Raw genomic sequence first — 15,253 nt, forward strand, 5'->3', positions numbered from 1 at the left:
ATATACTTTTAAACCTTTTTGATACATCATTTTATATTTAAACTTAAAAATATCTTTTTCATAACTATTGTCCTTATATAAAAAGCTTATCTCTCTTGAAATATTTTCATTTATTAATTTACCTTTAATTGTTGTACTATAACTTGTTGACCCATCTTTAACTTTTGAAGTTTAAATATAAAATGATGTATCAAAAAGGTTTAAAAGTATATAGAAATGTAATAAATGACAATATCTTTTTAAAAAACCTTAAATACTTACAGAACAAAAAGAGGGATGCACTTTTAAAAATCTACTTTATTTGTTCACTAATTCCTTCATTAATTTTAACCTTAGTTCTAATGAAAAATAAAAAATGAATAAACTATGAAAACATTTTGTTTAACACTAATATTTCTAGGAGTATCAATAATAGGAATTGAAATAGCCAATGACTTTACCAAAACTAAAATATTTTACGCCTCATTTAATCCTCAAAAATATTATCATAAAGATATACTATTGGTAAGCGAAACAATACCTCCAATGAGTAGCAGCAGTAATAAAACTTCCTGGATATTTTATGGATACTGCAAATCTGACAAATTAAAAAGTGGCATTACAATTTCCAAAAGCATAATCGAAAATCAAAATACATCTCAAATTCCAATTTGGAGAATAAGCTCTGTAAAAAATAAAATAATATACCGACGAAAAAATAACATAATAAATAGTCCTTTTTCTTATGAAATGCGCGACTATTGGAGTACTCCAATATTTATTTTGGCAGCAATATCAGCCCTATTTTATTACATTACTATCAAAAGAAAAGAACGAAAAAATACTGCAAAACAGACATAAAAGGAGCCCTGAAATAACCATCAAAACAACACATGAAAAAAATTATAATCTATCTTATCATTATTTATTCAATCTTTTACTTAATCATTGAATTAACATATAATTTCCCAAAGATTAAAACAACTTATTCTTTTTTATGTGTTAAAGAAGGAATGGTTCGTGATACTCTTTTAGTTAATTCAGATAACCCTGCTTCACATTCAGGAACAACCTCTACATCTGTAGTATATAAAGGCATATTAAGTTCTAATAATGAAACTGCGCAAATAACATTGCCTAATAATCTATATCCATATCTTAATGAAAGAAAAGACTACACAAAGAATAAACCAAATAAAATAATTGTCTATCATTCAAATTTATCCAATCACTTTTTATTCCTAGAAAAACCGGATAGTGCTTTAAGACTTGGATTGACATACTTTATAGATCCTGTCTTATTCTTTATATCAATATTTTTGATACTATATTTATTAGTTTTAAAAATAAAAAAAAATTAATACTAATTCTAACTTTTATATTCTCAACTAGTTTGTTTTACAGCCAGGCAAATGATGCCAATGGAGTGGTTTTAGAATACAATTCAATAAAGGCTTTTGACTATGCTACTTGAAAAAAACTAAACCAACTCTTCAAATCTCATAAAAAACCAAAAATTGAAGATATTACAACTGTATAGAAAAAATATCAATATCTAAAGATGTTAGTACATTGGAAACAAAAGACTTCAGTTATGAACTCTTTAGATTAGATATATCAAAAGAAATAAAAGTTGAAACAATTGATATTAAAACTATATTTAACTAATTATTGTGAAAGAAAAAATAATATTTCATGGTTTTATATTAATAATCTTTCTTGTATCACTCAAGAGGATTATTAATAATATTGTATATAACAAGGAAAACAATATTGGTAAAGGTGTTATTTATGATAGTAGCTCCTACAAAAGAAGTGCTAATTCGGCAAAAACCTATACTTATTCTATTGTAGATGAAGATGGGAAAAAGTATGAAGATTCGGGAAATAGTGATACTGTAGAGTATGGATTTTTAATTGGAGATACTGTTACATTTAGAAAACTACATAATGGTGATCCTAAATCTGTACGAATGATAGAGCGCAACGGAGAACAAGTAAGAAATTATTATGGCTTTGTAGATTATGCCAGCGTAGTCTGTATTATACTTATAATTCTCGGTTATATATTTATACCAAAACTTTTAAAAAAATAAAATTAAAATGGGTAATGTCTCAATAACTATATAAGTTAAAAATGAATGACATTAAAAACTATTCTTCTTTTTTTACTTACACATTTCCAAGATAGTGTCTCAAAAAAGAACTCCTCTACAAACATCAAAAGCTCTGGAAACCCCAGAGCTTTTTCTATTCAAACAACAACAACTCAATCAATTCCCTTTAATCACTTTTTTTCTCTATAGTTAATCCCCAGTCCTCCGGCAATATAAACTTTAATCAGCTCCTCAGTGTTGATCATTATATTTTGATGAAGAATCTTTCCTTTCACTTTTTTAATGTCGAAAGGAATCGTTTTGGATAAAAATAATCCCCGCTCGAGATTGTAATCATAAGTGCTTCACCATTTTTAGAAACCAGGGACGTAATCGAAAAATCACCTGTTTTGGGATCTATTTTCATAACAGGTTGTGAATCATTGATACTAAGAGTTAGATACGGATAGATCTTGCCGCTTAAAGGCCTGTTTGTTTTTGCATCTAACAACTTCCCTTTGATTGTTATCGAAATTTCTTCCTGAACGGTTTGACTAATCGCTATTTTACCTAAAACATTACTTTTAGGTACTGATTCATTTATTTCAGTTTGAAGCGGAGTTTTCTCCTGCCCTGTAACATTTGAAGCCAGCAGAATAGAAGCTGCAACTGCCGCATACTTTAGCGTATTGATTTTGGAAATTTCGTGGTGTGCGAACTCCTCTTCCAACTGCGTTATTTTCAATCGGGCACAAATATTCTGGTCTTTATTATTTGCAACAAATCTGGCCACTTCGGCATTTGTTTTTCTGCTTAAATCAATTACATTTTTGGCACAGGAATCACAAAACGAACCTTGTGAATTAGGAATCATCTGGTCAAAATTTTCAGAACAAGGATTGGCTATTTCTAAAGTGAATTTCTTTTTCATACTATACTCTTTTTAGTTAAAATCATGCAACAACGATTATACTTCTATAGAGTACATTTTGAATCAAAAGGTTGGGAAGAACTAAAAATATTTTTTTACTTTTCGTCTTAATATCAATTTCAAAAAAAAATTAAATCCTTTTTATCTGCTATATTTACAAAAAAAATAAAACAATGAAAACATCAAAATATACCAAATATGCAGTAATCCTTTTGGTTATTGTATTTGTAATTCTTAGTGTGATCAGCTGTACAGCTCATACGCACAGTACTGGTTCTGGCTCCGGAAAAATCCCACCGGGACAAGCCAAAAAAATGTCAGGAAGCAAAAGTGCCAAAGCTTATGCTCCGGGACAGCAAAAAAAGCAATAATAAAGAATCAAAAAGCCTTCTTCAGATAAACTTCGGAAGGCTCTCTCACTATTCAAAAAATTTATTGCTCTTAAGCAACATTGAAAAAATAAAAACTAACTGACTATTCTCTATTAACCAAAACCTTGTTCTTAATTTTAAACTATTTTTTTGAAGGCATATTGGTGATTTTCAACAAATAAGTTCCTTCAGGCAGATCATTAATATTGATCGTATTGTTGCTTCCAAGAATTTTTTGCCCTTGTGAAAATACCTCAACATTTTTAGAAACTTTATTCGAATCACTCACTACCAGACTGGCATTTGGTACAACTTTGGTTTTTACCACTGCATTTTTCACTGTTTTTGAAACAGCAGCAGTTTCAGTATTTGCTACAACAGGAGTAACTGCTTTTGAACTCTCATAAGAAGCTTCAACCTGTTCGCTTGTCATGGCAACATTATAAATTTTTAAATCGTCTATATCAGAGTTAATACCCACAGTGGTATTTATTTCCCCTAATCTGAAAATATTTCCTTTGGTAGAGCGGCTAATTCCTTCAGCAGCTTTTAATAAAACACCGTTGCGGTATATCTTAGAAGTCTTTCCGTCATAAGTTATCGCATATTGATACCAAACGTCTTTGGCAAGCGAAACTGAAACAATCACATCATTAGAGGCTCCCCAGCCTGCTAAACTTAAATCAGAGTTAGACGAAGACGTTCCTTGCTGCAACAATCCGCAATACTGCGCATTATAAGCTGTACCGTAACCCCATATATAATTTGCCGATGCAATATCATTTAGTTTTACCCAGATACTGACAGATCTGGGACTATTACCCTGAGGAAGATTTTCCACAACAGCTTCCATAGCTTTATTAGTGAGACGTTGAGCACCTTTGGCCACCCCTGCCCTATCTGTAACAAAGTTTGCAACGCCGACAAAAGAAGCTGTATTGTCGGTATTATTTAAAGTACTATTGAAGTTAAACTCTTGTATTGGATTTTGAGCATTGATATTCAAATAACTAACAAACATCAAAGTGAGTAGTAGTTTTTTCATAATAGATAGGTTTAGGGATTAAAAAAACACGGTGTCGTTCTAACAGCTCTAAACTAAATTATTATGCATATGGACGAAAATTTATTCGACAACGGACCAAAATAACCGTTAAATAACCAAAATTGATAATTTAAAGCTTCTAATTATATTTATTTATACTTCAATTTATTCTGTTAAAAATATAAGCTTATCGCAAATAAACCATACAATTACTACAAATAAACAAACAACTTACAGCAAATAAAAAAAATTAACATCCTATACAAACACTTATAAATTCACAAAAAACTAAAATTAGCCGTTTAAAACAAATTTCTGCATAAAAAAACTCCATCCGTAAAACGAATGGAGTTGCTATAGTAAGAAAGCAGTTTAATATACTACTTTACAAATTCAATTTTCTGAACTTCTTCTTCATTGACACTGTCAAAGAAACCTTGTTCGTTCATCCAGTCATCACTAAATACTTTACTCATATAACGAGAACCGTGATCAGGGAAAATGGCAATGATGTTACTGTCTTTTGTAAACTCACCTTCTTCCGCGTATTGCTTAATAGCCTGCATTACCGCTCCTGAAGTGTATCCTACAAACAAACCTTCTTTTCTGGTGATTTCTCTTGCAGAGTGAGCACTTTCTTCATCTGTCACTTTCATGAACTTATCGATGATATCAAAATCGGTAGCCGAAGGAATTAAATTTTTACCTAAACCTTCAATACGGTACGGATAAATTTCTTTGTTATCAAATTCTTTTGTTTCGTGGTATTTTTTCAACACCGACCCAAAAGCATCAACACCTAAAATTCTGATATTTGGATTTTGTTCTTTTAAGAATTTTGCAGTTCCTGAGATTGTTCCTCCGGTTCCGCTACAGGCAATAAGATGTGTTATTTTCCCTTTTGTCTGTTCCCAGATTTCTGGTCCTGTAGAGTTATAATGTGCATCAATATTTAACTGATTAAAATACTGATTAATGTATACCGAACCTTTTGTTTCTTCATGCAAACGTTTCGCTACATTATAATAAGATCTCTCATCATCTGCTGAAACGTGAGCCGGGCAAACATAAACCTTTGCGCCTAAACTTCTCAACATGTCAATTTTATCTTTCGATGATTTTGAACTTACTGCCAAAATACAATTATAACCTTTTATAATGCTTACCATTGCCAAACTAAAACCTGTGTTACCGGATGTCGTTTCGATGATGGTATCACCTGGTGATAGAATACCTCTTTTTTCAGCCTCTTCAATAATGTATAACGCTATTCTATCTTTTGAGGAATGTCCTGGATTAAAAGCTTCTACCTTTGCGTAGAAATTTCCTTCTAACTCTTCGGTGATTTTATTTAGCTTAATAAGCGGGGTATTACCTATTAATTCTAAAACATTATTATAAGCGTTTATTTCTTCTTTCATAAAAAAATAGTTAATCAAAGGTATTTTAAAATAACCTTGATAGGTTGCAAATTTAACAAAAAATTTCTAATTAGCTTTTAATTTTTTCTAAATCTAATAAAAAACTAAATTCTTTTGCTAAGTCTTTTAGAGCCTCAAAACGTCCTGAAGCTCCGCCATGTCCGGCATCCATATTGGTATCTAAAAACAATAAATTACTATTTGTTTTTAAGTTTCTCAATTTGGCTACCCACTTGGCAGGTTCCCAATATTGTACCTGCGAATCGTGTAATCCGGTAGAAACGTACATATTAGGATAATTTTGTGCTTTTACATTATCGTACGGTGAGTACGACAACATATAATCGTAATATTTTTTATTATTGGGATTTCCCCATTCGTCATATTCTCCTGTTGTCAACGGAATACTGTCGTCCAGCATTGTGGTAATAACATCTACAAAAGGCACTTGAGCGATCACTCCGTTGTACAATTCTGGCGCTTCATTTACGATAACCCCCATTAAAAGTCCTCCGGCTGATCCTCCTTCTGCATACAAATGTTTAGAAGAAGTGTATTTTTCGTTAATGACAAATTTAGAGCAATCAATGAAATCTGTAAAGGTATTTTTCTTTTTTAACAGTTTTCCATCTTCATACCACTGTCTTCCTAAATCTTCTCCCCCTCTAATATGGGCAATGGCATAAACAAAACCACGATCCAGCAATGAAAGTCTCGTAGAAGAAAAATAGGTATCCATTGTAATTCCATACGAACCATATGCATAAAGAAGTAATGGATTTTTACCATTCTTTTCCAATCCTTTTTTATAAATCATCGAAATCGGCACCCTAACGCCATCTCTGGCAGTTGCCCAAACACGTTCTTCGATGTAATTATCTTTATCAAATTTTCCTCCTAAAACCTCTTGTTCTTTTAAAACCTCCTTCGTTTTAGTCTTCATATTAAAGTCGATTACAGAAGATGGCGTTGCCAGCGATTGATAGCTGTAACGTAAAACATCCGTATCAAAATCAACATTTGTAGTCGTAAAGGCATTATACGTTTCACTGCCAAAAGGAAGATAATAATCCGGTTCACCATTCCAAGGCATAATGCGAATGTGGTTCAAACCATTTGAGCGCTCTTCTACTACTAAGTAATTCTTAAAAATCTCAATATCTTCTAATAAAACATCTTCACGATGCGGAATAAGATCTACCCAATTCCTTTTCCCTGTTTTGTTTTCAGGCGTTTTCATCAGCTTGAAGTTAGTCGCCTTGTCTTTATTGGTTAAAATATAAAAGCAATCTTCAAAATGCGAAATACTATACTCCAGCCCACGAACACGAGTCTGAAACACTTCAAACTCCCCATCGGGATTATCGGAATTTAAAATTCTGTATTCCGTCGTTAAAGTACTTCCGGAACCAATTACAATATACTTTCTTGATTTTTCTTTACTAACAGAAACATTAAATGTGTCATCAGTTTCATTAAAAACCAAAACATCTGTTGCAGAATCTGTATTTAATTTATGTCTGAAGATTTTATCCGCTCTTAAAGTTACTTCGTCCTGTTTGGTATAAAAAACGGTTTTATTGTCATTAGCCCAAACAGATCCTCCCGTTGCATTTTCGATTTTATCCGATAAAATTTCTCCGGTCTCTAAGTTTTTAAATTGAATGGTATAAATTCTTCTTCCTACAATATCCACTCCAAAACTTGCAAATTTATTATCAGGACTTATACTTAAACCCCCTAATTTAAAGTAAGCATGTCCTTTTGCCAATTCATTACAATTGAATAAAATTTCTTCGGCTGCCGAAAGACTGCCTTTTTTTCTGGCAAAAATTGGATAATCCTGTCCTGTCTCAAAACGAGTGATGTAAAAATATCCGTTATAAAAATAAGGAACCGAGGAATCGTCTTCTTTAACCCTTCCTTTCATTTCCTCATACAAATCTTCCTGAAATGCTTTTGTATGCGAAGTCATTTTCTGGTAGTAAGCATTTTCCTGATTCAGGTAATCAATTACCTCAGGATTTTCACGGTCATTCAACCAAAAATAATTATCTACTCTAGTCTCTTTATGTTTTTTTAGTGATTTTGGAATTTCTTTGGCTTTTGGAGCCATTATATCGTTTTGCATTGATTGAGCATTAGTTTTTAAATACGGAGCAGCAAAAATACTACAAACACAACAGAACCAAATTAATTTTTTCATAAAATATCTATTGCTTTAATACAGCAATATACTAATTTTGTATGAAATAATTTAAAAATCAACAAAAATGGACTTAATGGGAATGATGGGCAAACTTAAAGAAACCCAACAAAAAATTGAAGATACAAAAAAGCGTCTAGATACTGTTTTGATTGATGAACAAAGCGCTGACGGATTATTGAAAGTAACATTAACCGCAAATAGAAAAGTAAAATCAATCTCTATTGATGATTCTTTATTGGAAGATAAAGAACAACTTGAAGACTACCTTATTGTAACTCTGAATAAAGCAATAGAAAAAGCAACAAGCGTAAACGAAAGAGAATTGGATGCTGTTGCCAAAATGGATATGCCAATGATTCCGGGAATGGATAATCTTTTTAAATAAGACTAAGCAACAAGTTGCAAAGGCTCAGAGTAGCAAAGGGACAAAGGTTTTGACTTTGTCAAATTTGAGCGCTATAAACAAAAAAGATACACAGATCTGTGTATCTTTTTTGTTTAACCTTTGTCCCTTTGAGCCTTTGCGACTCTGAACCTTTAACTAAAACTTCTGCAACGTTTCAATTACATAGGTATGCATTACTTCTTTGTAATCTAAATGTGTGACAATTCTAAGCTTATTATGTCCCATCGAGCTTATTAAGATATTTTTTTGTTTTAATTTCTCAATCAAAAGCTGATCACTATATCCTTCTGCCAAAGAAAAAATCAAAATATTCGTTTCCACCGGTTCTATGGCTGAAACCCAGGATTTTGTACTTAATACAGCTGCAATTTCTTTAGCTCTTCTGTGATCTTCTGCCAGTCTTTCAATATTATGTGCCAAAGCAAACAATCCCGCTGCGGCTAAATAACCTACCTGACGCATCCCTCCACCAAGTATCTTCCTTATTCTCAACGCTCTACGAATATCTTCTTTACTTCCAAGCAGCACAGAACCTATTGGAGCACCTAATCCTTTAGACAAACAAACTGAAATCGTATCGAAAATTGCTCCAAACTCTTTTGGGTTTTGCCTCTTAGCGACCAATGCATTCCAAATTCTGGCTCCGTCTAAATGGAATTTCAAATTATTGGCGTCACAAACTTTTTTTATCTCTCTTAAATCTTCTAATTCATAACAAGCACCACCTCCTTTATTAGTGGTATTCTCCACACAAACCAAACTCGTTAACGGACTGTGATAAAACTCTGGATCGTTAATTGCCGCAGCAACCTGGCTCGCATTTATCATCCCGCGATGTCCGTCTAACAAACAACAGGAAACACCGCTGTTAAACGAAACTCCACCTCCTTCATAATGATAAACATGAGCATATTTATCTGCAATCAATTGTTCTCCGGGTTGTGTATGTAATTTAATTGCGGTTTGATTTGCCATAGTTCCAGATGGAAAAAAAAGCCCGGCTTCCATACCAAAAAACTCAGCTACTCTAGTCTCTAATTCGATAACTGTAGGATCCTGCCTGTATACGTCATCGCCAACATGAGCATTAAACATATACTGCAACATTTCATATGTTGGTTTAGTAATGGTATCGCTAATTAAATTTATTTCCATATTCTAAAAACTATATCTTATTTTTGTACAGCAAAATTACGTATTACTGTTAGTTAATTTTGGTAAGTTTCAGTAAATTTTAACTTCCTAATTACTATAGAACCAAATTAACGTAATATTTGTAAAAAACATATAAAACTACTATTAATTTATGACAACGACCGAACAAATAAAAGGTATTGTGGAGCGCCTTGGTGCGTTGAGGAGGTATCTTTGACGTTGATGCCAAGCTAATCGAAATTGCAAACGAAGAAGAAAAGACCTTTGCGCCTGATTTTTGGAACAATGCAAAAGAAGCCGAAGCCATTGTGAAAAACCTTCGAAACAAAAAAAAATGGATAGAAGATTACAACAAAGCAATCGAACTGACAGATGAATTACAACTGGCGTATGATTTTTACAAAGAAGGGGAACTTTCTGCAGAAGAATTAGACGAACATTACAACACCACTCAGGCACATATTGAAAACATTGAGTTCAAAAACATGCTTTCAGATGAGGGCGACAGTTTAAGCGCCGTAGTCCAAATTACAGCCGGAGCAGGTGGAACTGAAAGTTGTGACTGGGCCGGAATGCTTATGCGAATGTACATGATGTGGGGAGAAAGTTACGGTTACAAAATAAAAGAACTGAACTTCCAGGCTGGAGAGGTTGCCGGGATCAAAACCGTCACCTTAGAATTTGAAGGCGATTATTCTTTTGGATATTTAAAAGGTGAAAACGGAGTACATCGTTTAGTCCGAATCTCTCCTTTTGACAGTAATGCCAAACGTCATACTTCATTTGCATCTGTTTACGTATATCCGTTGGTAGATGATAGTATCGAGATTGACATCAATCCTGCCGATATCGAAATTACCACTTCGCGTTCAAGCGGTGCCGGAGGACAAAACGTAAATAAAGTTGAAACCAAGGTACAATTGGTACACAAGCCAACCGGAATTCAGATTCAATGTTCCGAAACACGTTCTCAACAAGACAACAGACAACGTGCTATGCAAATGTTACGTTCTCAATTGTACGAAATCGAGCTGAAAAAACAACAGGCACAACGTGCCGATATCGAAGCCGGAAAAATGAAAATTGAATGGGGCTCACAAATACGCAACTATGTGATGCAACCTTATAAACTAGTAAAAGACGTTCGTACAGGCTATGAAACCAGTGATGTTGACGGTGTAATGAACGGCAACATTGATCCGTTCCTGAAAGCATTTCTAATGATGATGGGACAGAAAGAGGAAGAATAAATTAATTATCAGTATCCGGTCGCAGTTTTCAGTTCACTGAGACTGAAGACTGAGACTGAAGACTGAAGACTGAGATTGTAAACTTAAAAAAAAAAGTTATGATAAAATGGGCAGATGTAATTCGTTTTACAAATAAAGGAAATCCGGTTCCAGAAAAGAGGGTAGAAAAAACAGAACAAGAATGGAAACAGATTCTAACTCCGGAAGAATTTCAGGTAACCCGATTAAAAGGTACCGAAAGATCTTTCAGTTCTGAGCTTTGCAGTTTGTTCGACCCCGGAATCTATGAGTGTAAATGCTGTGCAACCTTGCTTTTCGATGCTTCTGAGAAATTTGAATCAGGAACGGGCTGGCCATCATTTACACAACCCTTAAAAGAAAATGCGATCGGATACCATGCCGATAAATCGTACGGAATGATTAGAGTTGAAGTTGTTTGCAATACCTGTGATGCACATTTAGGACACGTTTTTCCTGACGGCCCCGAACCAAGCGGTCTACGATATTGCATTAATGCCATTTCTCTTTCCAAAATAAAAGATTAAAAAAATAAAATCGATTCCTTTCATGAAAAGCGAATCGATTTTTTTTATACCAAGAATCTTTAACATAGCTTTTAATCAATTTGTAAGTTACTACCTATCAATAATTTAATTCCAGATTTCAATCCTAATTCACATCAAATCAAAACCAAATTTGCACCAAAAAACCAATGATAACAACTTAAATACAAACTAAAAAACATTACCAAATCGATAGCTAAAATGTTAACTTTGTAATATTTACACTATTATTTTAAACATATTTCAATAAACTCAAAAATAACATTAGGTAATTAGAATCTAATTGATTTTATTTGGGAAAAATTAACCCCTATAATCTATTATATTCATTAAATGAAATCCTATTCAATTCAAGAAATTAACGAGGTAATCAATGGCGTAATTTACGGCACTACTTCACAAAGCATTACAGCCACAGAACAATTAGAAAAAGCTACAACTTCAGAAATTTCGTTTATAGGAAACAAAAAATATGAAAAATACTGGTCAACTTCAAATGCATCGATTGCAGTTGTTAACGAAGATATTTCAATAGAGCCAGGGGAAAATCGTGCATTTATCAAAGTAAAAAATGCCGATTTAGCCATGTCACAAATTTTAGCCCTTTTTGCCCCGCCTACCCCAATATTCCATACCACTATTCACAGAACAGCTACTGTCGACGAAACAGCTATCATTGGTGAAGGTGCCAAAATTGGTGCTGGTTGCTACATTGGTCCAAAAGTAACAATTGGTTCTCATGCAACTATTTATCCAAACGTAACCATTCTCGATGAATCTACTATTGGAAAAAACACCATTATCTGGTCAGGAACAGTTATACGCGAACGTTGTCATATCGGTAACGATTGTATCATTCATCCTAATGCAACGATTGGCGCAGACGGTTTCGGATTTCGTCCTTGTAGCGAAAAAGGCTTGGTGAAAATTCCGCAAATCGGAAACGTAATTATCGGAAACGGAGTTGAGATTGGTGCAAACACTTGTGTAGACCGTGGAAAATTCAGCTCGACTATTCTGGGAGATGGCTGTAAAATTGACAACTTAGTACAAATCGGACATAATAGTAAATTAGGTAAATTTTGTATCATGGCTGGAAACAGTGGCCTTGCCGGTTCTGTAACTTTAGGAAATGGTGTTATCATTGGAGGAAGCGCTTCTATAAAAGACCATACCACTATTGGCGATGGTGCTGTAGTTGGAGCGGGTTCAGGAGTTATCTGCGATGTTGCTGCCGGAAAAACCATGTTAGGCTACCCGGCTGTAGAAGCGCGTGATGCTTTAAAACAGTGGGCCATTCTAAAACGAATGGTTGGCGATTCTAAAAAATAATCAAAACAATATATACATGAAAAACCAGAAGGCAGCTTCTGGTTTTTTTATACACTGTCAATAAATACAGTCTTTACCTCTTCTAAAAGGGCTTTTAAATTTTGAATATCACAACCTTTATTTTATTTCATATCCAAATGATATTTATTATGTGGGTTTCAATTGATTTTGTAAATTAGCCAACACTATTTTGTTAAAACATTAAAATATTATGGATTTAAACTTCAATAAAAACGAAGATCACAATAAATTACTACTTTCTGAATTAAAACACAAATTTGCCAAAGTAAAACTAGGCGGAGGCGAAAAACGTATCGAAAAGCTACATGCCGAAGGGAAAATGACAGCACGCGAACGCATCGACTACCTGCTGGACGAAAATTCTAAAAGCATTGAGATTGGAGGTTTCGTTGGAGAAGGAATGTATGCTGAACATGGTGGCTGTCCTTCTGGAGGAGTTGTCATTAAAATAGGATACATCAGAGGAAAACAATGCATTGTGGTAGCCAATGATGCTACCGTAAAAGCCGGTGCCTGGTTTCCTATTACCGGGAAGAAAAATCTGCGTGCGCAGGAAATTGCCATGGAAAATAGATTACCAATCATATATTTAGTAGACAGCGCAGGTGTTTATTTACCTCTTCAGGATGAAATTTTCCCGGATAAAGAACACTTCGGTAGAATCTTCAGAAACAACGCACAAATGAGCAGTATGGGAATCACTCAAATAGCTGCTGTAATGGGAAGTTGTGTTGCCGGCGGTGCCTACTTACCTATTATGAGCGACGAAGCTCTAATTGTGGACAAAACCGGAAGTATTTTCCTTGCAGGAAGCTATTTGGTTAAGGCTGCCATTGGGGAGACCATCGACAATGAAACTTTAGGTGGTGCTACAACGCACTGCGAAATCTCAGGTGTTACCGATTACAAAGCCAAAGATGACAAAGATGCCCTTGAAAAGATAAAAAACATAGTAGACAAAATTGGTGATTTTGACAAAGCTGGTTACAGTCGAATCAAAGCCGAAAAACCTGCTCTGGAACCTAAAGATATCTACGGAATCTTGCCAAAAGCGAGAAACGAGCAATATGATATGATGGAGATTATCAATCGTTTGGTTGATAATTCAGAATTTGAAGCTTATAAAGAAGGTTACGGTCAATCTCTAATCACGGGATATGCCAGAATTGACGGTTGGGCCGTTGGAATTATAGCCAATCAAAGAAAAGTGGTGAAAACTAAAAAAGGAGAAATGCAGTTTGGAGGCGTAATTTACTCTGACAGTGCTGATAAAGCGACCCGTTTTATTGCCAATTGCAATCAAAAGAAAATACCTTTAGTTTTTCTACAGGATGTTACCGGTTTTATGGTCGGATCAAAGTCAGAACATGGCGGAATCATAAAAGATGGTGCTAAAATGGTCAATGCAGTAAGCAATTCGGTTGTTCCTAAATTTACCGTAATAGTTGGAAACTCTTATGGAGCCGGAAACTACGCAATGTGTGGAAAAGCCTATGATCCAAGATTAATTTTTGCCTGGCCAAGTGCGGAACTTGCCGTTATGGGCGGAACGCAAGCTGCGAAAGTACTTGCACAAATCGAAGCTTCTTCTCTTAAAGCAAAAGGAGAAATCGTAGACGAAGAGAAAGAAACCGAATTATTTAATAAAATAAAAGCACGTTACGACGAACAAACTTCCCCATATTATGCGGCTTCAAGATTGTGGACAGATGCCATCATCGACCCTTTAGACACCCGTACCTGGATTTCTATGGGAATTGAAGCCGCCAACCACGCTCCGATTCAAAAAGCTTTTAATTTGGGAGTGATTCAGGTTTAATTTTTTAAACATTCTTATAAATACGTTAAATTAAAAGTAAAAAACTTATTTTCAGCTACTTAAAATTAAATATACCATTAAAAATCAGTAACTTTAGTGGGTAATTTTTAATCACGTAGTATCATGGAAAATGTAAAAAGTTTAAATAAATGGGCGAATTCGCACACTTATTTACCTGTAGATTTAGTACGTATTGTATTGGGGATTTTTTTATTTATGAAAGGAGTTTCATTTGTAACGAATGTTCAATATCTGCATGATTTAATTTCTCCCATTGATAAGTTTGGTGGCGGAATGTTTTTATTACATTATATAGCACCAGCCCACATGATTGGTGGTATCATGATTGTTTTTGGGCTACTCACCCGTTGGGCAATAGCTGCTCAGTTACCCATCCTTTTTGGGGCCATTCCGATTAATTTTATGGGACACATGCATTCCGAAAGCTTAATTCTTGCTATTGTAGTTTTGCTGATTTGCGTATTCTTTTTATTCTACGGAAGCGGAAAACACTCAGCTGATTATTATTTCAAAATGCAACAATAACTTTGTTTTATCCTCAACTACACCTATTAAATGTTGAGGATAAAATAATTAGTCCTTTTTTAAGGTTAATTAATGCTGCAAAATTTCTTTAATTGTCTTTTAAGGGTTA

At 34.1% G+C, this 15,253-nt stretch carries 15 protein-coding genes; 10 read left to right on the forward strand and 5 right to left on the reverse strand.

Annotated features, from left to right (window positions below; translation table 11 throughout):
• Positions 1 to 366: 366 nt before the first annotated feature.
• The 3 genes from FLA105534_RS13755 to FLA105534_RS13765 all read left to right on the forward strand — a co-directional run bounded on the left by FLA105534_RS13755 (position 367) and on the right by FLA105534_RS13765 (position 2,075).
• Entirely contained in the window at positions 367 to 840 is a 474-nt protein-coding gene (locus tag FLA105534_RS13755) for a hypothetical protein (RefSeq protein WP_173966696.1), read from the forward strand.
• A 32-nt stretch (positions 841 to 872) separates the two neighbouring features.
• The gene (locus FLA105534_RS13760; RefSeq protein ID WP_173966697.1) at positions 873 to 1,340 is read left to right on the forward strand and encodes a hypothetical protein; all 468 of its coding nucleotides are present in this window, start codon (positions 873 to 875) and stop codon (positions 1,338 to 1,340) included.
• 312 nt (positions 1,341 to 1,652) lie between these two features.
• Positions 1,653 to 2,075: a hypothetical protein gene (locus FLA105534_RS13765; RefSeq protein WP_173966698.1), complete on the forward strand. Its 423-nt coding sequence runs from the start codon at positions 1,653 to 1,655 to the stop codon at positions 2,073 to 2,075.
• Positions 2,076 to 2,367: 292 nt separating this feature from the next.
• On the opposite strand, the gene FLA105534_RS13770 is transcribed toward FLA105534_RS13765, so the two are convergent.
• A complete protein-coding gene (locus FLA105534_RS13770) occupies positions 2,368 to 3,006 on the reverse strand; it encodes a hypothetical protein (protein ID WP_246253243.1) in 639 nt (212 codons plus the stop codon).
• 173 nt (positions 3,007 to 3,179) lie between these two features.
• Here FLA105534_RS13770 and FLA105534_RS13775 point away from each other — a divergent pair, with 173 nt between their 5' ends.
• Complete coding sequence (locus FLA105534_RS13775; protein WP_173966699.1) at positions 3,180 to 3,377, forward strand: hypothetical protein; 198 nt, start codon at positions 3,180 to 3,182, stop codon at positions 3,375 to 3,377.
• Between the two features lie 142 nt (positions 3,378 to 3,519).
• On the opposite strand, the gene FLA105534_RS13780 is transcribed toward FLA105534_RS13775, so the two are convergent.
• From FLA105534_RS13780 to FLA105534_RS13790, 3 genes are all read right to left on the reverse strand, one after another.
• Complete coding sequence (locus FLA105534_RS13780) at positions 3,520 to 4,422, reverse strand: LamG domain-containing protein (protein WP_173966700.1); 903 nt, start codon at positions 4,420 to 4,422, stop codon at positions 3,520 to 3,522.
• Between the two features lie 380 nt (positions 4,423 to 4,802).
• Positions 4,803 to 5,843, reverse strand: coding sequence for a PLP-dependent cysteine synthase family protein (locus tag FLA105534_RS13785; RefSeq protein ID WP_173966701.1), 1,041 nt, complete (start codon positions 5,841 to 5,843; stop codon positions 4,803 to 4,805).
• A 70-nt stretch (positions 5,844 to 5,913) separates the two neighbouring features.
• On the reverse strand, positions 5,914 to 8,049 hold the full coding sequence (locus FLA105534_RS13790) for a S9 family peptidase (protein ID WP_173966702.1): 2,136 nt from the start codon (positions 8,047 to 8,049) through the stop codon (positions 5,914 to 5,916).
• A gap of 67 nt (positions 8,050 to 8,116) precedes the next feature.
• Between FLA105534_RS13790 and FLA105534_RS13795 the strand changes: the two genes are divergently transcribed.
• Complete coding sequence (locus FLA105534_RS13795; protein WP_029269321.1) at positions 8,117 to 8,437, forward strand: YbaB/EbfC family nucleoid-associated protein; 321 nt, start codon at positions 8,117 to 8,119, stop codon at positions 8,435 to 8,437.
• A gap of 156 nt (positions 8,438 to 8,593) precedes the next feature.
• Here the strand turns inward: FLA105534_RS13795 and FLA105534_RS13800 are convergent, their stop codons facing one another.
• On the reverse strand, positions 8,594 to 9,613 hold the full coding sequence (locus tag FLA105534_RS13800) for a threonine aldolase family protein (protein ID WP_173966703.1): 1,020 nt from the start codon (positions 9,611 to 9,613) through the stop codon (positions 8,594 to 8,596).
• A gap of 151 nt (positions 9,614 to 9,764) precedes the next feature.
• Between FLA105534_RS13800 and prfB the strand changes: the two genes are divergently transcribed.
• From prfB to FLA105534_RS13825, 5 genes are all read left to right on the forward strand, one after another.
• Positions 9,765 to 10,863 (forward strand): peptide chain release factor 2 gene (gene prfB / locus FLA105534_RS13805; protein WP_173966704.1). Its coding sequence is split into 2 segments (ribosomal slippage): positions 9,765 to 9,827 and positions 9,829 to 10,863, totalling 1,098 coding nucleotides; the frame shifts between segments, so codons are not numbered across the junction.
• 98 nt (positions 10,864 to 10,961) lie between these two features.
• On the forward strand, positions 10,962 to 11,408 hold the full coding sequence (gene msrB / locus FLA105534_RS13810) for a peptide-methionine (R)-S-oxide reductase MsrB (RefSeq protein WP_173966705.1): 447 nt from the start codon (positions 10,962 to 10,964) through the stop codon (positions 11,406 to 11,408).
• Between the two features lie 351 nt (positions 11,409 to 11,759).
• Entirely contained in the window at positions 11,760 to 12,758 is a 999-nt protein-coding gene (lpxD, locus tag FLA105534_RS13815; RefSeq protein WP_173966706.1) for a UDP-3-O-(3-hydroxymyristoyl)glucosamine N-acyltransferase, read from the forward strand.
• A gap of 211 nt (positions 12,759 to 12,969) precedes the next feature.
• Entirely contained in the window at positions 12,970 to 14,598 is a 1,629-nt protein-coding gene (locus FLA105534_RS13820; protein ID WP_173966707.1) for an acyl-CoA carboxylase subunit beta, read from the forward strand.
• Positions 14,599 to 14,721: 123 nt separating this feature from the next.
• Positions 14,722 to 15,144: a DoxX family protein gene (locus FLA105534_RS13825; protein ID WP_173966708.1), complete on the forward strand. Its 423-nt coding sequence runs from the start codon at positions 14,722 to 14,724 to the stop codon at positions 15,142 to 15,144.
• Positions 15,145 to 15,253: the final 109 nt, after the last annotated feature.

Source organism: Flavobacterium collinsii (assembly GCF_902804485.1).
GTDB lineage: Bacteria > Bacteroidota > Bacteroidia > Flavobacteriales > Flavobacteriaceae > Flavobacterium > Flavobacterium collinsii.

Coding starts and splice junctions, on each gene's coding strand:
- FLA105534_RS13755 (WP_173966696.1), top strand. CDS start 367: ATGAAAACATTTTGTTTAACACTAATATTTCTAGGAGTATCAATAATA.
- FLA105534_RS13760 (WP_173966697.1), top strand. CDS start 873: ATGAAAAAAATTATAATCTATCTTATCATTATTTATTCAATCTTTTAC.
- FLA105534_RS13770 (WP_246253243.1), bottom strand. CDS start 3,006: ATGAAAAAGAAATTCACTTTAGAAATAGCCAATCCTTGTTCTGAAAAT.
- FLA105534_RS13775 (WP_173966699.1), top strand. CDS start 3,180: ATGAAAACATCAAAATATACCAAATATGCAGTAATCCTTTTGGTTATT.
- FLA105534_RS13780 (WP_173966700.1), bottom strand. CDS start 4,422: ATGAAAAAACTACTACTCACTTTGATGTTTGTTAGTTATTTGAATATC.
- FLA105534_RS13785 (WP_173966701.1), bottom strand. CDS start 5,843: ATGAAAGAAGAAATAAACGCTTATAATAATGTTTTAGAATTAATAGGT.
- FLA105534_RS13790 (WP_173966702.1), bottom strand. CDS start 8,049: ATGAAAAAATTAATTTGGTTCTGTTGTGTTTGTAGTATTTTTGCTGCT.
- FLA105534_RS13795 (WP_029269321.1), top strand. CDS start 8,117: ATGGACTTAATGGGAATGATGGGCAAACTTAAAGAAACCCAACAAAAA.
- FLA105534_RS13800 (WP_173966703.1), bottom strand. CDS start 9,613: ATGGAAATAAATTTAATTAGCGATACCATTACTAAACCAACATATGAA.
- msrB (WP_173966705.1), top strand. CDS start 10,962: ATGATAAAATGGGCAGATGTAATTCGTTTTACAAATAAAGGAAATCCG.
- lpxD (WP_173966706.1), top strand. CDS start 11,760: ATGAAATCCTATTCAATTCAAGAAATTAACGAGGTAATCAATGGCGTA.
- FLA105534_RS13820 (WP_173966707.1), top strand. CDS start 12,970: ATGGATTTAAACTTCAATAAAAACGAAGATCACAATAAATTACTACTT.
- FLA105534_RS13825 (WP_173966708.1), top strand. CDS start 14,722: ATGGAAAATGTAAAAAGTTTAAATAAATGGGCGAATTCGCACACTTAT.